The sequence below is a fragment of the Rhizobium sp. CG5 genome (assembly GCF_023701945.1).
Taxonomy (GTDB): Bacteria; Pseudomonadota; Alphaproteobacteria; order Rhizobiales; family Rhizobiaceae; genus Allorhizobium.
Map to the genome: position 1 here is coordinate 29,007 of NZ_JABAEF010000001.1, position 18,328 is coordinate 47,334.

Sequence of the window (18,328 nt, forward strand, 5' to 3'; positions counted from 1 at the left end):
TGCATTCGCTTTGGTGTTTACGCCCGTTCTGACAGAGCCGGTTCGCCCTTGCTGTCACGCACCAGGTTGATGAACCGGCGGAACAGGTAGTGGCTGTCCTGGGGGCCGGGCGAGGCTTCCGGGTGGTGCTGCACCGAGAAGACCGGCTTGCCGACCAGGCGCAGGCCGCAGTTGGAGCCGTCGAACAGCGAAATGTGAGTCTCTTCAACGCCTTCCGGCAGGGACTTGGAATCCACCGCGAAGCCGTGGTTCATCGAGACAATCTCGACCTTGCCGGTGGTGTAATCCTTGACCGGATGGTTGGCGCCGTGATGGCCCTGGTGCATCTTCTCGGTCTTGCCGCCAAGCGCCAGACCGAGCATCTGGTGACCGAGGCAGATGCCGAACAGCGGCAGGTTGCTGTCGACCAGTTTCTGGATCACCGGAACCGCATAGACGCCGGTTGCGGCCGGATCGCCCGGACCGTTCGACAGGAAGACGCCGTCCGGGTTCAGGGCAAGAATGTCCTCGGCGGCGGTGGTGGCCGGTACGACAGTGACCTTGCAGCCAAGGCCGGTAAATAAGCGCAGGATGTTGCGCTTCACGCCGTAGTCGATGCAGACGACATGGTATTTCACGTCGCTGGCGTCGAGATCGTGATAGTCTTCGTTCCAGACCCAGGGCTCCTGGGTCCAGGACGAGGACTGGCCCGACGAGGCGACCTTGGCGAGATCGAGACCTTCCAGTCCGCTCCAGGCCTTGGCTTCCGCCTTCAGCACGTCGATGTCGAAGACGCCGGCCGGATCATGGGCGATGACGGCATTGGGCGCGCCATGCTCGCGGATCCAGGCGGTCAGCGCCCGTGTGTCGATACCGCACAGGCCGATGACGCCGCGGGCCTTCAGCCAGGCGTCGAGATGCTTGACGGCGCGATAGTTGGACGGCTCGGTGATATCGGCCTTGAAGATCACGCCGACCGCGCCGTGGCGGGCCGCCGGCGTCAGGTCTTCGATATCGTCCTCGTTGGTGCCGACATTGCCGATATGCGGAAAGGTGAAGGTGACGATCTGGCCGAGATAGGAGGGATCGGTGAGGATTTCCTGGTAGCCGGTCAGTGCCGTGTTGAAGCAGACTTCGGCCTGCACCTTGCCGGTGGCGCCGATGCCATGGCCTTCGATGACGGTGCCGTCGGCCAGAACGAGCAGGGCGGTTGGCTTGCGGGTGGTCCATGGGGATGTGGCGGTCATGTCTTTTCCTTTTCCAGCCTGCCGCACCGGTCTTGCAAGACCGGGTGCCAAGGGCCATCTAAGTGCGTAAATCAGGGCGCGCGAAAGCGTTCGCGTAAATGGCCTCGATTGCGAATTCCGTGCAGGTGCCGGAAAATAGACAAAGCGGATCGCGCGGTCAATCGCTCCTTGTGGAAACTGTGGAATTTAATCCCATTGAATTCAATGGGTTGTCTAATTGATTTGATTGTCGGGCGATCGCTGGTTAATAGATCGTGACGATAGACAAGGAAAAGCCACAATTCAAACAGGCTCGAGGCCGGCTTTCCCAGGAGAAAATGATGATGATGCGCGACAAGCTCGCCACTGTGATGAAAGAGTCGCTGAAGGCCAAGGACGTGCGGCGGGTCTCGACCGTGCGGCTGATCCAGGCGGCGATCAAGGACCGCGATATCGCCAATCGCGGCAATGGCAAGGATCCGGTCAGCGATGACGAGATCATGCAGATCTTCGTCAAGATGATCAAGCAGCGCGACGAATCCGCCAAGATCTACGCGGACAATGCCCGGCCGGAGCTGGCGGCCCAGGAGCTTGAGGAAATCGCGATCATCAAGAGCTTCATGCCGGAGCAGCTGCCGGAGGAAAAGGTGCGGGCGCTCTGTGCGTCGGTGATCGACGAGACCGGTGCCCAGGGCCTGCGGGACATGGGCAAGTGCATCAATACGCTGAAGGAGCGCTATTCCGGCCAGATGGATTTCGCGAAAGCCTCCAGCGTGGTCAAGGATCTGCTGAAGTAAGCTCTTCGGTGCCAGATAGATGACGAAACGCCGCCTTCGGGCGGCGTTTTGCGTGTCAGCCCTTCGGCTGCTTCTGTTCGGTCATGAAATGGCGCAGCACGGCATTGATGCGGGTCTGGTAGCCCTTGCCGGTCGCCTGGAAGAAATCGACGATATCCTCGTCGAGCCGGATCGATATGGCTTTCTTCTTCTGCGGGATGACCAGGACCGCCTTGGACCAGTCGATGTCCATGAAATCCTGCCAATCGGGATCGTCGCGCATGGCGCGTTCGATATCCTCGTCGGTCAGGGCATCGACGCGGGCCCAGTCGGTCAGGCTTTTCTCGCCGTTTGCCCGCTTGCGCAACAGCTCTTCACGGGTAATGCGCGTAATATTCTCGTTGCTCATTTAATCGTGCGACGCGAGCGGAAATTATCCGGCAAACGTTGCCTCTCATCGTGTAGACCACGGCGATCAGGCGTAATTCATCCGGACAAATTGCAACCGTGCGCCTTTCTCCATCTCTATCGGAGGGATACTCGATCCGCGGCAATGCTAAAGCGAACACCGCGTCTTCGAAATCGATCCTGTGTTTCAGAATATTTGCTCGCCGCTTTGCTTCGTCCCATTCAAAGTTTTGAAGCTCTTGAAACTCGATAGGCATTCAGGTCGATCCTTAGAGACGTGAAATTCAGTGTAACGTTCTTCATTCTCGAGCTCCTGATCAGCCGCTGTTGGCCTAGTGTTTCGCTCCCACCTAATTGCGGTGAAAACTAATCGTCCGTATAATGTATATACATTCGTATTTTTGTCAAGGCCAGTGGATAACGGGTATGAATGCCGAGTTCTATGGCGTCTGCCGCTGGGTCGAACTATATGACATAATCGAACTGCCGGAGTGACGATGCGCTTTTCCAATGCCTTTCTCGATGAGATCCGCGACCGCGTGCCGATTTCGGCCGTGCTGGCCAGCCGTGTCTCGTGGGATCGCAAGAAGACCAATGTGTCGCGCGGCGATTACTGGGCCTGCTGCCCGTTTCATGGCGAGAAGAGCCCGAGCTTTCACTGCGAGGATCGCAAGGGGCGCTATCATTGTTTTGGCTGCGGCGTGTCGGGCGATCATTTCCGCTTTCTGACCGATCTCGAAGGTCTGAACTTTCCCGAGGCCGTGCAGCGCGTCGCCGATATGGCGGGCATCGCCATGCCCAAGGTCGATCCGCAGGAGGAGCGGCGCGAGAAGGAACGCACCACCCTTCAGGACGTCATGGAACTGGCAACGCTGTTCTTCCAGGACCAGCTGCAGACCGCCAATGGCGCCAAGGCGCGGGCTTATCTGCGCGAGCGGGGCCTGGCGGGGCGGACGATCGAGACCTTTCGTCTCGGCTATGCGCCGGAGAGCCGCAATGCCTTGAAGGAACATCTGGCGGCCAAGGGGATTCCGAAGGACCAGATCGAGGCCTGCGGCCTCGTGGTGCACGGACCGGAGATCCCGGTGTCCTACGACCGGTTCCGCGACCGGATCATGTTCCCGATCCTGTCGTCGCGCGAAAAGGTGATCGCCTTTGGCGGCCGGGCCATGTCGCCGGATGCGCCGGCCAAATATCTCAATTCGAACGAGACGGAGCTCTTTCACAAGGGCAGCGTGCTTTATAATTTTGCCCGCGCCCGGCGCTCGATGGGCGGGGCCGGCGGCAATGAGACGATCATCGCCGTCGAAGGCTATATGGACGTCATCGCGCTCTACCAGGCCGGCGTCGAGAATGCGGTGGCGCCGCTTGGCACCGCCTTGACCGAAAGCCAGCTGGACCTCTTGTGGAAGCTGACGCCCCAGCCGGTGCTATGCTTCGACGGTGACGGAGCCGGCCAGCGTGCCGCATTCAGGGCGGTCGATCTGGCGCTCCCGCATCTCAAGCCCGGCCGCTCGGTGCGGTTTGCCATGCTGCCGGACGGCAAGGACCCGGACGATCTGGTGCGCCACGAGGGGCGGGCGCCGTTCGACCAGGTGCTGAGCGATGCCCGTTCGCTGGACGACATGGTCTGGACCCGCGAGATCAGCCAGGGCCGGTTCGAGACGCCGGAAAAGCGCGCCGAACTGGAAGCGAGGCTGAAGCAGGTGGTGGCGGTGATCGCAGATGAAAGCGTGCGCCGGCATTATTCGCAGAATGTCCGCGACCGGCTTTATGCGTTCTTCAAGCCGGAAAGCGCGCAGCGGCCCGACCGCGGCAATTTCGAGCGGGGCGGCAACGCTGGCGGCGGGCGCGGCGGCAACGGGCAGGGAAGGGCCCCAGGCCCCAAGGCGGCCGGGCGCGGCAGCATCTCCGACCGGCTGGCGCGGTCGGGCATGGTCAAGCGCCACCACGACCAGATGAGCCTGCGCGAAAGCGTGCTGGCGCTGACCATCGTCAACCATCCGCAGCTGCTGCAGGAGGAGTATGACGAGGTGTCCGCCATCGATTACGAGAGCCGCGATCTGCAAAGGTTATGGTCGGCAGTGCTGACGGCGGCGGCCGAAGCCGGCACGCAGCTGTCGCGCGAGCGGCTCTATGAGCGGCTGATCGAACAGGGTTTCGAGCCTTTGCTGAAGGCGCTCGACCAGCAGATCCGCAATGCGCGGCTGTGGACCGCGACGACCGTGGCGGCACCCGAGGATGCGCGCGAAGGCTACCGCCAGGCGCTGTCGCTGCACAAGCGCGCCAAGGCGCTGCGCCGCCAGCGCATGGAACTGGAGCGCGAAGTGGCAGAAGCCACCGAGGCGGAGGACGGCGATCGGGTCGGCGGCCTGATCGCGGCGCTGCAGCAGGTACAGCTGGAAATCACCCGGATGGAAAACCAGGAGGCGATCATCGATGGCTTCGGCGTGATGTCGGGTCGGGTCAAGGGCGCTGCCACCAGCCACTCTTCGTAAGGCGTGACTGTGGACGGTTGGTTGCTGCAAGGCCAAGATGCGTCATTCTATGCCAAGCAGTGGAGCGGTGACGCTGATGAGACGGATCGGCAAAGACGCTGCAGAAATGCAGGAAGGCAAGCCAGACAATGCAGCGTGCAGTGGCCGATTGCAGCGGAATCGGACATTCGGGTGTGCTGCTTGTTGGTGTTACCCCTTGTTTGCCGGCTTTTACCGCCTACATTGGCATTCAGTCACAAGCGTGTGAGCGGCGCATGATAAGGTTTTTCCGGATTTTAACAGGCATTTATGCGGGAAAAGCTTGACGCCGGTAAAAATTGTGGGAATCACCATTGCAAGCAAAGAAAGATGACGAGTGCCGCGCTAGGCTGTACTAGCATGTCCGGTCATCAATATGCGCAAGGGTGCCGCAGTCTGCGGGAGCCGATTTGGTTAAGCGGGAATTAAACATCATTCCGTTAGGTCATTAACAGTGATTCGCAGCGGGCAGGGGGCGGCAACCCAGACCCGGTTCGCCCAGCATTGTGCGAAAAATTGAAGCGCCAGGGAAAGCGACGAAATACATGGCAACCAAAGTCAAAGAAAACGAAGAAGCCGAGAACGAACGCGACGGCGCTACGGACGGTCCGCTTCTCGATCTTTCGGATGACGCTGTAAAGAAGATGATCAAGGCCGCCAAAAAGCGCGGCTATGTGACCATGGACGAGCTGAATTCGGTTCTGCCGTCGGAGGAAGTCACCTCCGAGCAGATAGAAGATACGATGGCCATGCTCTCCGACATGGGCATCAACGTCATCGAGGACGAGGATGCCGACGAGCCGGCAAGCCCCGACGAGGACGATAGCGACAACGAGAGCGAAAGCGAGAGCGGCGAGCTTGCGCCTTCCGCCGGCACAGCGCTGGCGGCTGCCAAGAAGAAAGAGCCGACCGACCGAACCGACGACCCGGTGCGCATGTATCTGCGCGAAATGGGCTCGGTCGAACTGCTGTCGCGCGAAGGCGAAATCGCCATTGCCAAGCGCATCGAGGCCGGCCGCGAGACGATGATCGCCGGGCTTTGCGAAAGCCCGCTGACCTTCCAGGCGCTGATCATCTGGCGCGACGAACTGAACGAAGGCACGACGCTGCTGCGCGAGATCATCGATCTCGAAACCACCTATTCCGGTCCTGAAGCCAAGGCCGCGCCGCAGTTCCAGAGCCCGGAAAAGATCGAGGCCGACCGCAAGCTGGCCGAAGAGAAGGAAAAGACCCGCCGCGCCCGCACCAACGAAGACGACATCACCAATGTCGGCGGCGATGGGGGGCCTGCGGAAGAAGAGGAAGAGGACGACGACGAGTCCAACCTGTCGCTGGCCGCCATGGAAGCGGAACTGCGTCCGCAGGTCATGGAAACGCTCGACACCATTGCCGACACCTACAAGAAGCTGCGCAAGCTGCAGGACCAGCAGGTCGAAGCGCGTCTGGCCTGTACCGGCACGCTGTCCTCCGGCCAGGAGCGGCGCTACAAGGAGCTGAAGGATCAGCTGATCACGGCGGTCAAGTCGCTGTCGCTCAACCAGAACCGCATCGACAGCCTGGTCGAGCAGCTCTACGACATTTCCAAGCGCCTGATGCAGAACGAAGGCCGTCTGTTGCGCCTTGCCGAATCCTACGGCGTCAAGCGCGACAGCTTCCTGGAACAGTACCAGGGTGCCGAACTCGACCCGAACTGGATGAAGTCAATCGGCAATCTGGCCGCTCGCGGCTGGAAGGATTTTGCCCGCGAGGAAAATGCGACGATCCGCGATATCCGCCAGGAAATCCAGAATCTCGCCACGGAAACCGGCATTTCGATCGCCGAATTCCGTCGCATCGTGTCGATGGTGCAGAAGGGCGAGCGGGAAGCGCGCATCGCCAAGAAGGAAATGGTCGAGGCCAACCTGCGCCTCGTCATCTCGATCGCCAAGAAGTATACCAATCGCGGCCTGCAGTTCCTCGACCTGATCCAGGAAGGCAATATCGGCCTGATGAAGGCGGTCGACAAGTTCGAATACCGTCGCGGCTACAAGTTCTCGACCTATGCCACCTGGTGGATCCGCCAGGCGATCACCCGCTCGATCGCCGACCAGGCCCGCACGATCCGTATTCCGGTGCATATGATCGAGACGATCAACAAGATCGTCCGCACATCGCGCCAGATGCTGCACGAGATCGGCCGCGAGCCGACGCCGGAAGAACTGGCCGAAAAGCTGGCCATGCCGCTCGAAAAGGTCCGCAAGGTCCTGAAGATCGCCAAGGAGCCGATCTCGCTCGAAACCCCCGTGGGTGACGAAGAGGATTCGCATCTGGGTGACTTCATCGAGGACAAGAATGCGCTGCTGCCGATCGACGCGGCGATTCAGGCCAATCTTCGCGAAACGACGACCCGTGTTCTGGCTTCACTGACGCCGCGCGAAGAGCGCGTGCTGCGCATGCGCTTCGGCATCGGCATGAACACCGACCACACGCTTGAGGAGGTCGGCCAGCAGTTCTCGGTGACCCGCGAACGTATCCGCCAGATCGAGGCCAAGGCGCTGCGCAAGCTCAAGCACCCGAGCCGTTCGCGCAAGCTGCGCTCGTTCCTGGATAGCTGAGGCCTTCGCAGGCACTCGGATCAGAACAGCCAAAACCCGGTCGGATCCCTCCGATCGGGTTTTGTTTTGGATCATGATCATCCTAATACGGCGATCCGACGTTTAGCCCTTGATGGCGCCGCGATTGGGGACCACATCAGCCGAGACATCGACAAGGACCTGTTAACCGGTATGGAAAAGGCATCGGCAAAGCGCTGGGGAAAGCTGGGTGGGGGCCTGACCGTCTCGCTCGTGCTGCATGCCGTGCTGTTTGCGGCCTTCCTCGTGCATTTTTCGCCTGACCAGCCGGAACTGCCGGTCGAAGAAAGCGTCGCGGTCGAGCTGGTGCCGCCGCCGGAAGAGCCGGTGGTTGAGGAGCCTCAGCCAGAGGCCCCGGCGCCGGAGCAGAAGGCCGAACAGCCGCAGAAGCAGGAAGAGGCGGCGCCTGAGCCACCACCACCGCCGCCGGAAGAAAAGCCCGAGGAGAAACCGCCCGAGCCGCCGCCACCGCCTGCGGTCGAGGAACCGCCTGCCGAGCCGCCCCCGGTCGAGAAGCCTCCCGTCGAAGAGCCGGCCGCCGAGGAGCCGCCTGCTCCTCCTGAGGAGGAAGAGCCGCCGTCCGGCAATGAGGACGAGGGGCGGTTGCGGGTGCTCGATCCCGTCGTGCAGTTCGGGGAGAAGGACACAGGTCCGCGCCAGTCCGAAGAGGGCGAAGCCGTGACCGATGCCGGAACGCCACCGCCCGATGTACCCGACGTGCCCGAGGTACCCGAAGAAGAGCCGGCGGCCGCGACGCCGATGCCCGACGATATCGCTCTGCCGGAGGTAGAGCTCGGAGCAGACAGTTCGCAGGAGGCCGGACCCGAGGCGCTGTCGGAGGCGGCCAAGACCGAGATCATCGCGGCCGTGCCGAAGGAGAAGCCGACCGACAAGCCGCCGGTCGAGGCGCCGCCAAACCTGACGCAGGCCGAGACCCTATACTCCCGCAAGGACAGCGACGATCCCGTCGCCATGCGGGAAATGGCCAATCTGTCGCGTTCGGCGCGCGCCGACCGGTTATGCCTCACCGAACTGCGCGAGCAATTGCGCAATGGCTCGCCGCCCTACAACCCCGAACTGCTGCCGTCCTTCGGCCTGAAGAAGGGCACGGTGCTCGACGTGCGCAAGGCAGCCTTCCGGGCCAATACGCGATGGTTCAACCTGAACTTCCGCTGCGAGGTTGACGAGGAGGTGACCAAGGTCATGTCCTTCGGCTTCGAGGTCGGCGCCCAGGTGCCGCGCAGCGAATGGAAGAACCGTGGCTTTCCGGCTTTCTGATCTAGCCCAAGATATCCCGCACGACGCGGGTGAAGACGCGGGCGCCGATGTCGATCAGCGCGTCGGGGAAATCATAGTCCGGATTGTGCAGGTTGGGATGGCGCTCGCCGGCGCCGAGGAAGAACATGGCGGCGGGCGCGAAGCTGCGGAACCGGCCGAAATCTTCCGACGCCCGCATCGGCAGGTTGCCCTTGTCATAGGAGATACCCTCCGCATCCAGTGCCCGGCGCAGATGCTCGACGGCCTCGGGTGCGTTTTCACAATGCAGGAAGATGTCGTGATAGGTCCAGGCAAAGGCCAGGCCGTGGCTTTCGGCCGTGCCCCGTACCAGCGTTTCGGCCCGGTGGCAGAGCTCGGCCATGCGATCATCGGTCAGGGTTCGAAGCGTCACCCAGATCTCGCCGTCGGCCGGCGCGATGCCGAAGGCGGCTTCGCCCAGGGCGGCATGGGTGACGGTCGCCATGGTGAAATCGGCAGCCGGCGGCGCGCCGTGGCCAAGGGCGGTCAAAGCCGGCATCAGCTCGGCCATGGCCCGCATCGGCGACAGGCCGTGTTCGGGCGACGAAGCATGGGCGGTCTTGCCGGTTAGCATGATCTTGACGCCGCGCGAGGCGCAGTTGACCGGGCCTTCGGTGAGCGCCACATGGCCGAGCGGCAGGCCGGGCATATTGTGCAGCGAGATCGAAAGGTCCGGCGTGATCTGGCCAAACCGCGGATCGGCGATGACGGCAGCAGCCCCGGAGCCATCCTCTTCGGCCGGCTGGAACATCAAGACGACGCGGCCGCGCTTGGGTCGCTGGCGCGACAGGCCGAGGCCGACGGCGGTGAGGATGGCTGTGTGGCCGTCATGGCCACAGAGATGGCCCTTGCCGGGCACGGTCGAGCGATGGGCGATCTCGGTCTTTTCCTCGATCGGCAGGGCATCGAGCTCCGAGCGGATCAACAGGGTGGGGCCCGGTTCCGCCCCTTCGAACACCGCCGCCAGCCCATGGCCGCCGAGATCGGAGAGCACGCTGTCGGGCTGCATCGGCTGAAGAAAGGCATGGACGCGGGCGGCGGTCTGCTGCTCCTCGCCGGAAATCTCGGGATGGCGGTGCAGATCGTGGCGAAAGTCGATCAGGTCGACCATATCCTGGTTGGTCAGAAACATCAGCGAGATCCGATTGCTTTTGCATAAGGTGGACCAGACTTAGCATATCCCCGGCCGGGGGAAACAGCCCGTGGCTTTTCCGTCTAGAGCCACACCAGCCGGCCGGCGATCGTCCACATCACCACGGCAATCAGACCGTCGAGCAGGCGCCAGGACTGCGGGCGGGCAAAGAGCGGCCGGGCCAGGCGGGCGCCATAGCCGAGCGAGAAGAAGAACAGGAACGAGGCGCAGACTGCGCCAAGGCCGAAGGCCCATTCGCGACCGGGATACTGGGTCGAAATGGCGCCGAGCAGCATGACCGTGTCGAGATAGACATGCGGGTTCAGCCAGGTGAGGGCGGCGCAGGTGGCAAGGGTGGACGCCAGGCTCTGGGCCGGCATTTCGGCCGGCTGCAGCCCGGAATTGCCGGCCAATGCCGCTCGCAGGCTTCTCAGGCCATAGAGAGTCAGGAAGGTGGCGCCGCCGTATCGCAGCACCGGCTCCAGCCAGGGCAGAACCGTTGCCGTGCCGCGAAAGCCGCTGATGCCGACCGCAATCAGCACGGCATCGGAACCCGCGCAGACTAGGCAGACCCAGAAAACATGTTCGCGCTTCAGCCCCTGGCGCAGCACGAAGGCGTTCTGCGCGCCAATGGCGACGATCAGGCTGAGGCCGAGAAACAATCCGGCGATCGTGGCAGTCAACATGGGGGCTCCTTTGCCGGCACCCGGCGCGAATGATTGCTGTTCGCCGTTTGACTAGCAGTCTCGTCAGGGTTAGAGAAATTAACTTATCTTCATCCAGATTAGGAAAATTCATCCATGCTGGACAATGCGCAGATCGCCGCGGTGGCCGCCGTCATCCGGACCGGCAGTTTCGACAAGGCGGCCCAGCAACTGGGCCTGACGCCCTCGGCCATCTCGCAGCGGGTCAAGCAGATCGAGGAGCGGCTTGGCGCCGTGCTGATCGTGCGCGGCCAGCCCTGCGTGGCGACGCCGGCCGGCCAGCGGCTGTTTCGTCATGCCGAGGAGGTCGGCCTGCTGGAGCAGGCGCTGCGCCAGGAACTTGGCCTTGCCGATCCGCACGGGCCCTGGCCGAGCCTGCGCATCGCCGTCAATGCCGACAGTCTCGCCACATGGTTCGTGGCCGCCATCGCTGCCACAGAAGGCTGCCTGTTCGACCTCGTGCTGGATGACCAGGACCACAGTGCCGACTGGCTCAGGCGCGGCGAGGTGCGGGCGGCCGTCAGCGGTGATGGTGCCACGGTGCAGGGGTGCGACTGTCGTCCGCTTGGCGCGCTGCGCTACATCGCCACCGCCAGCCCGGATTATATGCGCCGCTGGTTTGATGGCGGCGTTTCGCGCGACGGGCTTTCTGTGGCGCCGTCGCTGACCTTCAACAACAAGGACAGGCTGCAGGAGCGCTGGATCGAACAGCATTTTGGCCGCGGCCTTGCGCCGCCGACCCATTGGCTGCCCTCGGCCCAGGCTTTCGTGGATGCGACGCTGGCCGGCATCGGTTGGGGCATGAATCCGCAAACGCTGGTGCAGCCGTTTATCGACGCGGGGCGGCTGGTGCCGCTTGTCGCCGACAGTCCGTTCGACGTGCCGCTCTACTGGCACTGGAGCCGCTCGGTGCAGACGGCGATGAGGACGGTGACGCCGGCGGTTTGTGCTGCGGCGGCTTCGGTGCTGCGGCCGATGCCGGCGGATTGATGCCGGCAAGCGGCGATGCCGGCCTTGCCGCGGCCAAGTCGAGCCCTAACTTAGCCGTAGGCTTGAAGCCGGAGGAGAATGAGATGACCGACAGTGCAATGACGACGCAGATCACAGCCGCTCTGGAGGCGCTCAACCAGCGCGACATGGAAAGCTTCATGGCGCTGGTTGACGAGGATGCGGCGCTCGACATGCCGGATGGCAGCCGGGTGATCGGCGCGCAATCGCTGCGCGATACCCTGTCGGCCTATCTGCTGCGCCATGACCTCAGCTTTGCCGATGCCGTCGTCATGACCGATGCGGCCGGCTTACGCGGTGCCGCCGACCTGACCGTCAAGGGCGAGACGGCCGGGGGCGATGCCGGCAAGGCGTTTTCCCTGCCGGCGGTCATCGTCTTCGAGCGCGAGGCGGAGGATTTTTCGCGGATCAGCCTCTATCTTTCGACGCCGCTCTGAATCGCTGGGGTTACCTGGGGCTCAGCTCTCGGCCAGGTAGTCCTCGATGACCGTGACGATCATGGCATGGTCCTCATGGGAGGCAAGGCCCGAGACGGTGATGGCGGCGACCACGCCGACGCCGGCGATACGGGCCGGAAAACTGCCGCCATGGCTGGCATAATCCAGCGGATCGAGACCGATCTCCGGCCCGATGCTGCGGCCCTTCAGCCGCAGCGTCTCGCCGACCCGCATCGACGACTTGTGGAAGCGCAGGGTGACATTGCTCTTGCGGCGCGCCCAGTGATCATTGTCGGGCGAGGAGCCGGGCAGGGCGGCATGAAACAGCAGCCGGTCGGGCGTGCGGATGTTGATGACCACAGGCGCATGCTGGTCGGTTGCCACCTCCACCAGCCGCTCGCCGATTTCGAGCGCCGTGTCCTCGTCGAAGGAGGAGAAGACCAGCGTCTCCTCCTGGCCGATCAGTGTTTCCATGGAAATGCTGTTGGCGGTCATGGATCTCGTCCTCCCTTGGGTTGTCGTGACCCTATCTGTCTCCGGGGGGAGAGAGAAGCGCTTGTTTTGCCAAAGCCGTATCTGCATCGTCCGGCAGGGCTTGCCGGCGCGCCGGTACGGTCTACATGCTTGCCGTGACTGCCATTGTTGAGCGGGAGGGATGCGCCGAGTGGCGCGCCCGCCCGCCCGAATTTTCCGGAGGGCTCTATGCCGCAAGCCGTTCTGTCGATCGAGACCCATGGCCAGGGGCTCTATGAATTTACCGATGCCGCCCGCCGCTTCGTGGCCGCCAACAGCTCCGGCGAGGGGCTGCTGACGGTGTTCGTGCGGCACACGTCCTGTTCGCTGCTGATCCAGGAAAATGCCGATCCGGATGTGCGCCACGATCTCGACGCGTTTTTCGCGCGGCTGGTGCCGCCGGCCGACCAAGCCTCGATGCACTGGATCACGCATCGCGACGAAGGGCCGGACGATATGCCGGCCCATATCAAGGCGGCGCTGACAGCGACATCGATCGGCATCCCGGTGACGGCGGGGGCGCCCGTTTTCGGCACCTGGCAGGGGCTCTATCTGTTCGAGCACCGCGACCGGCCGCACCGCCGCGAGATCGTGCTGCATCTGGGGCCGTGATCCGTCTCGGTGAAGAGGGCGGTTGTCCGTGAACGCTGGCTGAATGGCAGGTTCCAAAACCGTTCAGGCTGGCGGCGTTAACCTCTTCTCAATCGCTGATGTCGGCGGGACTTCCCAACCCAACGCATCCCTTGAGGAGAGAGACTATGACCAGCAAAATCGCAAAAGCCGGCATCGCCGCCCTGATCGCCCTTGGCGCCATCTCCGCCACGGCCGGTTCTGCCGCCGCCGGCCCGGATATCGGCCTCGGCATCGTTATCGGCGGCCCGGGCTACTATGACGGCCCCTTTTATGATGATGGTCCTCGCTATGATCGCGGCCCGCGTCACCACGGCCGGCACGAGGGGTGGCGGGCACCGCCGCGCCGCGTCGGCTGCGCACCGTTCCACGCCGTGGAAAAGGCCCGCTGGAACGGATTGCACCGTGCCCATGTGCAGGATGTCACGCCGCGCCGCGTGGTGATCGGCGGCTATCGCGATTACGGCTTCGACCGCATGGTGTTTGCCAATGCGCCGGGCTGCCCGATCATCCGCGACTGACGACTATTGCCAATCGGCGGGCATCAGGCCCGATCGGCCGGCCGTATCGGCCATCACACGCTTATCGAAAGTCCCTTCCGCCGCCCGCGTCGACCCCGACGCGGGCGGCGGGCTGTCGGCTTATTGCTCGATGGCGAAGGTGACGTTGACGGTCACCGAATAGCTGTTCTCGCCGCTGGCGACAGGGGCTGCATCGGCCATTTCCTTGGACATGGCGGCGCGATAGAGCGTCTGCGGCATGGGACGCGAATAATTCTCGCTGATCTCGATGATCCGGCCGAGCCGCACGCCGGCGGCCTCCGTCAGGGTGCGGGCTTTTGCCAGCGCATCGGCGACGGCCTCCTTGCGGGCCTCGGCAATCGCTGCTTCCGGCTCGTCATTGGTGAAGGCGATGTCACCGCCCTGGTTGACGCCGAGCTTGACCGAACGGTCGATCAGCGCGCCGAGCTTGGAGAGATCGCGCAGCCGCACCGTCAGGGTGTTCTGCACGGTATAGCCGACGATGTCAGGGAGTTTTTCGCCGGTGTCGCCGTCCGGGATCGGGCGATATTGCGGCATGACGGCAAAATTCGAGGTCTGCAGGTCGCGCTCGGCCAGGCCATCGGCCTTGAGGTCGGTGAGAACCTTGGCCATGGCGGCATTGTTGGCCGACAGCGCATCTGCCGCGGCCGGGGCCTGGCTGACGACGCCAAGGCTGAGCACCGCCATATCGGGGGCAAGCGTAGCCTCGCCTTCGCCGGAAACGATGATCGTCGCCTCGCGCGGCCTGGTGTCCTCGGCAAGCGCCGGCAGCGGCGCGAAGGCAGCGGTTGCAGCCAGCGCCAAGAGCGCAAAGGCGGGGCGGTTGTGAAGATGCATGGGTGTTGTCCTCCGATGAGATTGTCCCTTCGGATATCCTCTTGGCGTTTGATTGTGTAGCGAATACGGCAAGGCCTCAAGGCTTTTGACAAAGGCTGGTGGGTTTTGACAAAGGCTTGTGGGTTTTGACGAATTGGGCTAGAGCGAACCTCGCGACGCGGGTGCCATTGCCCGCCCGCCTGCCGGTCACCCGGCCGGGCCTGTAGCTCAATGGTTAGAGCCGGCGGCTCATAACCGCTTGGTTGGGGGTTCGAGTCCCTCCGGGCCCACCATTTCTTCCTTCGCCCTGCCTTGAAGGGCTTGAAGCGATCCGATCGGATCACATCGGCGCTGTAGAGCCGTACGCAAGCCACGTGCATCCTTGTTGTTTCATACCGCCATTTTAATGCACGCAATGATAGGCACTATTGAGATTTAGGGTCCGCTAATGATGAGCGTTTCCGCTTTGGCACTGGAGAAGCAGAAATCCGGCGACTTCCTTGGGGTGATCGAACTCTTGAAGCCTCTCGCTGACAAAGGTGACGATCTTGATGCGGCGGCTTTGGTACGACTGGCGCAGAGCTGCTACCGAATTGGTCACGTTGAGGATGCTGCCGCGTACTATCACCGAGCAGCAGGCATGGCCGGTGCGCCTCGCCAACAATTGCTGGAACTCGCGTTCACACTCTTCCGGCAAGCCAAGAGCAAGGAACTGGCATTTGGTGCGGCACGCGACGTCCTCGAATGCAATCCCGGCCATGAGGGCGCTGCGCGCTACTTCCGCCATCACGTTCACTATCGGCTCGATATGGAGGAGCTTGAGCGCTCCAATACGGAAGCGTTGGCGAAACTCCGTGCTGGCGACGCGTTTCAAATCCGAACCGAACTGCTGCTCGATCACATCGCCTGGTGCGGCGACGAGGCATTGAACGCTTTGATCCAGACCCAGAACGGCAAGACCTTCAGTCCGGAGGCGCGGACACGGCGCCGCAGCCGGCCGCATCACTTCGCCGACAAGATTCGGGTTGGCTATCTGTCCAACGATTGGTCGGACGGGCACGCAACCATGAAGCTCCTGCAGCGTGTGCTGGAGCTTCATGACGAAAACACATTCGAGATCACTCTGTTCTGCTACACCGAGGACAATCTGGTTGCCACCGATCAGGTTTTCAGGAAGCGATTTGGCGACAAAATCGTCAGGATCGGCCATCTGCCGACGGAAGACGCGGCGCAACAGATCCGAGCGCGCGGTATCGACATCCTGGTCGATTTGAAGGGGCATACCAACAAGGCCTGGATCGATCTCGTCAATGCCGGACCTGCACCCGTGCAGGTGGCCTATCTGGGCTATCCCGGATCGGGGGTCGGCATCGACTGCGACTACATTATCTGCGACCGTATCGTTTGCCCGGAGACAAGCGCGCCCTTTTTCCATGAAAAGTTCTGCTGGCTGCCGGATAGCTATCAGGCGAACGACGACAGCAATCGTGCTTTGCCTCCTGCACCGAGCAGAAGCCAGCTTGGTCTGCCGGAGGGGGCGACCGTGCTTGTCTCTGCCAACAATGTGCGCAAGATCTCGCCGGAAACCTTCCGTCTCTGGATGGCAGTCCTTGCCCGCGCACCCCGTACCGTCCTGTGGATGGTGTGCGACGATCCCCTGGCCCGAGACAATTTCAGCAGAGCTGTTGTAAAAGCCGGCATCGCGCCTGAGCGCATCATCTACGCGAACTCTACAGGCTATCCGGCCCACATCGCACGTTTGCGGGCGGCCGACATCGGGCTCGATACGTTTCCCTGCAACGGCCATACCACGACGTCGGACAAGCTCTGGGCCGGCCTGCCCGTCGTGACCAAGAAGGGCAGCAATTTTTCGTCGAGAGTGTCGGAAAGCCTGCTGCAAGCCATGCAACTGCCGGAGTTGATCGCCGAAGACGGGGATGGCTATGTGGATCTCTGCGTTGAACTCGCCTGCGATGCCGAAAGGCTGCGCGCACTCAAAGCGCGAATTGAAGCCGGCAGGACGACCGCCGCGCTGTTCGACAGCGGGCGATACACGCGCAACCTGGAGAGAGCATTCCAGCTGATCCATGAGCGGGCACGAAAAGGGCTGGAGCCGGTACATATCGAGATAGCAACGACAAGTTGACGGGTCTTCGATCCGTCGACACGGTGTACGGCTTGGAAGGTGATGATAGCCGGATCCGCGGCGCGGGTGATGATACGCTTGATGGGGGAGCGGCGCCGATGGGATTTTGGGCTGCGCCGGATTTGATGCCGTCACCTGTGGGAGTTCCACGGCAGCCGTTCGCGTCTTGGAGAAAATAGCCATCGACGGCGGCCGGGCAGGGCGATATGGAAGATTTGTCGCCGTGCCGGTGTCAAACGCCGAACTTTCTCCGCCTCCCTCATTGTGGCAAAAGCTGACGAAAGATAAGAGGATTTCGCCACATCCCGCCAAGTGCCGGAGAGTCCTCAATTTCCAGAGATAAGTCAGACAACAGCCGATATGAGTGAATGCGTGAAGAAGCGGGTTGTCGTGCACTTCCCTGGGTTTGAGCGGATGGATGCGCGGGCGCATCATGGGCGGTTCACACGGACCGTCGAGTTCTCCTCCAAGTTGTGGGATTTTTCTGCGGAGGCGGGAGCCTTCGATCCGGATGACACTCAGTCGGGTTTCGAGGTCGTGTGCCGGGGGCCGGACTGGGCGGTGTCGAACCGGATCCATATCCTGGACCACAATGTTCTTGTGGACGAGCTTAGCGACCGGCCGCTCGTGAAGCGGTTTGCGATGGGGTTTCTCAGTGCAGCGCGGGTCGTTGGCCAAGGCGGGCTGTTTGGCTATTTCCGGCATGCCTGGCGGTTCGGGCTGTTTTTTGTCTTTCCGTTCCTGCTGGTGGCGCTGGCTTTTGCGATCAGCCTGGCGCTGGCGGTGCTGCCGGTTTGGCTGGGGCTTTCCGCCTGGCATATTCTCTGGAGCGTGTCCCTGGCGGGGGTGTTCTTCCGGTCTGTGTTCCTGCCCTTTTCCGAGCGCTATCATACGCTGCATCTGTTTTCCGACTGGGAGCTGGCGGTTGCCGTCGGCGGGCTCACCAGTCCGTCGCTGAGCCGCTGGCTGGAGGAGAGCGCCGAGCGGATGATGCGGGCGCTGGACGACCCGGCGGACGAATATCTCATCACGTCGCACAGCATGGGTTCCAGTCTCGCCACCCAGGTGCTGGGCATGGTGCTGGAGAAACATCCGCAGGCGCTTGCCGGCAAGCGCGTCGTGTTCGTGACCCTGGGCAGCGCTATCCTGCAATGCGCCTTGCTGCGGCCGGCGGACGTGATGCGCCGGCGCATCGGCGCCATTGCCCGTGCCCCGGACGTCACCTTTCTGGAAGTGCACTGCCTGACCGACGTCATCCATTTCTACAAATCGCGGGTCGTCGCCCTGTCAGGGCACAAAGATGCGCCGCAGGCCGGACTGATCTTCATCCGGGTCCGCGCTCTTCTGTCGGAGGCCCGCTATAAAAAGATCAAGCGGGATTTCTTGCGGGTGCACCGGCAATATGTGCTGCATGCCGACCGGCGCGGGTCCTTCGATTTTGCCCTGCTGACAACGGGGCCATTTGCCGCCGATGGGCAGATGGATTATCTGAAAAGCAGCCTGGAGGCCCCGTCTGCGGAGTTTTCGACGGGCGCGTGAGTGCCGATGCGGCCACGCGTTGGAGCCCGATGCAAGGGGTGCATCGGG

At 62.6% G+C, this 18,328-nt stretch carries 17 protein-coding genes and 1 tRNA gene; 11 read left to right on the forward strand and 7 right to left on the reverse strand.

Annotation, left to right across the window (positions count from 1 at the left end; genetic code table 11):
• Positions 1–17 precede the first annotated feature (17 nt).
• Complete coding sequence (gene carA / locus HGO38_RS00135) at positions 18–1,226, reverse strand: glutamine-hydrolyzing carbamoyl-phosphate synthase small subunit (RefSeq protein ID WP_250953895.1); 1,209 nt, start codon at positions 1,224–1,226, stop codon at positions 18–20.
• Between the two features lie 326 nt (positions 1,227–1,552).
• On the opposite strand from carA, the gene HGO38_RS00140 reads away from it, so the two are divergent.
• Complete coding sequence (locus tag HGO38_RS00140; protein ID WP_250954488.1) at positions 1,553–2,002, forward strand: GatB/YqeY domain-containing protein; 450 nt, start codon at positions 1,553–1,555, stop codon at positions 2,000–2,002.
• A gap of 55 nt (positions 2,003–2,057) precedes the next feature.
• Here HGO38_RS00140 and HGO38_RS00145 read toward each other — a convergent pair whose 3' ends face one another.
• Positions 2,058–2,390 (reverse strand): BrnA antitoxin family protein, encoded by a 333-nt coding sequence (locus HGO38_RS00145; RefSeq protein ID WP_250953896.1) that lies wholly within the window; start codon positions 2,388–2,390, stop codon positions 2,058–2,060.
• Positions 2,356–2,646 (reverse strand): BrnT family toxin, encoded by a 291-nt coding sequence (locus HGO38_RS00150; RefSeq protein WP_250953897.1) that lies wholly within the window; start codon positions 2,644–2,646, stop codon positions 2,356–2,358. The genes HGO38_RS00145 and HGO38_RS00150 overlap by 35 nt, the downstream gene beginning before the upstream one ends.
• A 240-nt stretch (positions 2,647–2,886) precedes the next feature.
• Here HGO38_RS00150 and dnaG point away from each other — a divergent pair, with 240 nt between their 5' ends.
• The 3 genes from dnaG to HGO38_RS00165 all read left to right on the forward strand — a co-directional run bounded on the left by dnaG (position 2,887) and on the right by HGO38_RS00165 (position 8,795).
• Positions 2,887–4,887, forward strand: a complete 2,001-nt coding sequence (gene dnaG, locus HGO38_RS00155; protein ID WP_250953898.1) for a DNA primase — start codon at positions 2,887–2,889, stop codon at positions 4,885–4,887.
• A gap of 563 nt (positions 4,888–5,450) precedes the next feature.
• The gene (rpoD, locus tag HGO38_RS00160; protein ID WP_250953899.1) at positions 5,451–7,499 is read left to right on the forward strand and encodes an RNA polymerase sigma factor RpoD; all 2,049 of its coding nucleotides are present in this window, start codon (positions 5,451–5,453) and stop codon (positions 7,497–7,499) included.
• Positions 7,500–7,670: 171 nt separating this feature from the next.
• On the forward strand, positions 7,671–8,795 hold the full coding sequence (locus HGO38_RS00165; RefSeq protein ID WP_250953900.1) for a DUF930 domain-containing protein: 1,125 nt from the start codon (positions 7,671–7,673) through the stop codon (positions 8,793–8,795).
• 1 nt (position 8,796) lies between these two features.
• Here HGO38_RS00165 and HGO38_RS00170 read toward each other — a convergent pair whose 3' ends face one another.
• Positions 8,797–9,945: an amidohydrolase gene (locus HGO38_RS00170; protein ID WP_250953901.1), complete on the reverse strand. Its 1,149-nt coding sequence runs from the start codon at positions 9,943–9,945 to the stop codon at positions 8,797–8,799.
• An 83-nt stretch (positions 9,946–10,028) separates the two neighbouring features.
• Positions 10,029–10,631 carry a LysE/ArgO family amino acid transporter gene (locus HGO38_RS00175; protein WP_250953902.1) on the reverse strand — a complete coding sequence of 201 codons (603 nt, stop codon included), beginning with the start codon at positions 10,629–10,631 and terminating at the stop codon, positions 10,029–10,031.
• A 114-nt stretch (positions 10,632–10,745) separates the two neighbouring features.
• Between HGO38_RS00175 and HGO38_RS00180 the strand changes: the two genes are divergently transcribed.
• Together HGO38_RS00180 and HGO38_RS00185 are read left to right on the forward strand one after the other, a co-directional pair.
• On the forward strand, positions 10,746–11,639 hold the full coding sequence (locus HGO38_RS00180) for a LysR family transcriptional regulator ArgP (protein ID WP_250953903.1): 894 nt from the start codon (positions 10,746–10,748) through the stop codon (positions 11,637–11,639).
• Positions 11,640–11,722: 83 nt separating this feature from the next.
• Entirely contained in the window at positions 11,723–12,094 is a 372-nt protein-coding gene (locus HGO38_RS00185) for a nuclear transport factor 2 family protein (protein ID WP_250953904.1), read from the forward strand.
• Between the two features lie 21 nt (positions 12,095–12,115).
• Here the strand turns inward: HGO38_RS00185 and HGO38_RS00190 are convergent, their stop codons facing one another.
• Entirely contained in the window at positions 12,116–12,589 is a 474-nt protein-coding gene (locus HGO38_RS00190) for a heme-degrading domain-containing protein (RefSeq protein ID WP_250953905.1), read from the reverse strand.
• Positions 12,590–12,796: 207 nt separating this feature from the next.
• Here HGO38_RS00190 and HGO38_RS00195 point away from each other — a divergent pair, with 207 nt between their 5' ends.
• Both HGO38_RS00195 and HGO38_RS00200 read left to right on the forward strand, forming a co-directional pair.
• On the forward strand, positions 12,797–13,219 hold the full coding sequence (locus tag HGO38_RS00195; RefSeq protein WP_250953906.1) for a secondary thiamine-phosphate synthase enzyme YjbQ: 423 nt from the start codon (positions 12,797–12,799) through the stop codon (positions 13,217–13,219).
• A 146-nt stretch (positions 13,220–13,365) separates the two neighbouring features.
• Complete coding sequence (locus HGO38_RS00200) at positions 13,366–13,758, forward strand: hypothetical protein (RefSeq protein ID WP_250953907.1); 393 nt, start codon at positions 13,366–13,368, stop codon at positions 13,756–13,758.
• A gap of 120 nt (positions 13,759–13,878) precedes the next feature.
• Here HGO38_RS00200 and HGO38_RS00205 read toward each other — a convergent pair whose 3' ends face one another.
• Positions 13,879–14,616, reverse strand: a complete 738-nt coding sequence (locus tag HGO38_RS00205; RefSeq protein WP_250953908.1) for an SIMPL domain-containing protein — start codon at positions 14,614–14,616, stop codon at positions 13,879–13,881.
• 196 nt (positions 14,617–14,812) lie between these two features.
• Here HGO38_RS00205 and HGO38_RS00210 point away from each other — a divergent pair.
• From HGO38_RS00210 to HGO38_RS00220, 3 genes are all read left to right on the forward strand, one after another.
• A tRNA-Ile gene (locus tag HGO38_RS00210) sits at positions 14,813–14,888 on the forward strand.
• 155 nt (positions 14,889–15,043) lie between these two features.
• Positions 15,044–16,741, forward strand: coding sequence for an O-linked N-acetylglucosamine transferase, SPINDLY family protein (locus HGO38_RS00215; protein WP_250953909.1), 1,698 nt, complete (start codon positions 15,044–15,046; stop codon positions 16,739–16,741).
• Positions 16,742–17,101: 360 nt separating this feature from the next.
• Positions 17,102–18,280 carry a hypothetical protein gene (locus tag HGO38_RS00220; RefSeq protein WP_250953910.1) on the forward strand — a complete coding sequence of 393 codons (1,179 nt, stop codon included), beginning with the start codon at positions 17,102–17,104 and terminating at the stop codon, positions 18,278–18,280.
• The last annotated feature ends 48 nt before the right edge of the window (positions 18,281–18,328 follow it).

Coding starts and splice junctions, on each gene's coding strand:
- carA (WP_250953895.1), bottom strand. CDS start 1,226: ATGACCGCCACATCCCCATGGACCACCCGCAAGCCAACCGCCCTGCTC.
- HGO38_RS00140 (WP_250954488.1), top strand. CDS start 1,553: ATGCGCGACAAGCTCGCCACTGTGATGAAAGAGTCGCTGAAGGCCAAG.
- HGO38_RS00145 (WP_250953896.1), bottom strand. CDS start 2,390: ATGAGCAACGAGAATATTACGCGCATTACCCGTGAAGAGCTGTTGCGC.
- HGO38_RS00150 (WP_250953897.1), bottom strand. CDS start 2,646: ATGCCTATCGAGTTTCAAGAGCTTCAAAACTTTGAATGGGACGAAGCA.
- dnaG (WP_250953898.1), top strand. CDS start 2,887: ATGCGCTTTTCCAATGCCTTTCTCGATGAGATCCGCGACCGCGTGCCG.
- rpoD (WP_250953899.1), top strand. CDS start 5,451: ATGGCAACCAAAGTCAAAGAAAACGAAGAAGCCGAGAACGAACGCGAC.
- HGO38_RS00165 (WP_250953900.1), top strand. CDS start 7,671: ATGGAAAAGGCATCGGCAAAGCGCTGGGGAAAGCTGGGTGGGGGCCTG.
- HGO38_RS00170 (WP_250953901.1), bottom strand. CDS start 9,945: ATGTTTCTGACCAACCAGGATATGGTCGACCTGATCGACTTTCGCCAC.
- HGO38_RS00175 (WP_250953902.1), bottom strand. CDS start 10,631: ATGTTGACTGCCACGATCGCCGGATTGTTTCTCGGCCTCAGCCTGATC.
- HGO38_RS00180 (WP_250953903.1), top strand. CDS start 10,746: ATGCTGGACAATGCGCAGATCGCCGCGGTGGCCGCCGTCATCCGGACC.
- HGO38_RS00185 (WP_250953904.1), top strand. CDS start 11,723: ATGACCGACAGTGCAATGACGACGCAGATCACAGCCGCTCTGGAGGCG.
- HGO38_RS00190 (WP_250953905.1), bottom strand. CDS start 12,589: ATGACCGCCAACAGCATTTCCATGGAAACACTGATCGGCCAGGAGGAG.
- HGO38_RS00195 (WP_250953906.1), top strand. CDS start 12,797: ATGCCGCAAGCCGTTCTGTCGATCGAGACCCATGGCCAGGGGCTCTAT.
- HGO38_RS00200 (WP_250953907.1), top strand. CDS start 13,366: ATGACCAGCAAAATCGCAAAAGCCGGCATCGCCGCCCTGATCGCCCTT.
- HGO38_RS00205 (WP_250953908.1), bottom strand. CDS start 14,616: ATGCATCTTCACAACCGCCCCGCCTTTGCGCTCTTGGCGCTGGCTGCA.
- HGO38_RS00215 (WP_250953909.1), top strand. CDS start 15,044: ATGATGAGCGTTTCCGCTTTGGCACTGGAGAAGCAGAAATCCGGCGAC.
- HGO38_RS00220 (WP_250953910.1), top strand. CDS start 17,102: ATGAGTGAATGCGTGAAGAAGCGGGTTGTCGTGCACTTCCCTGGGTTT.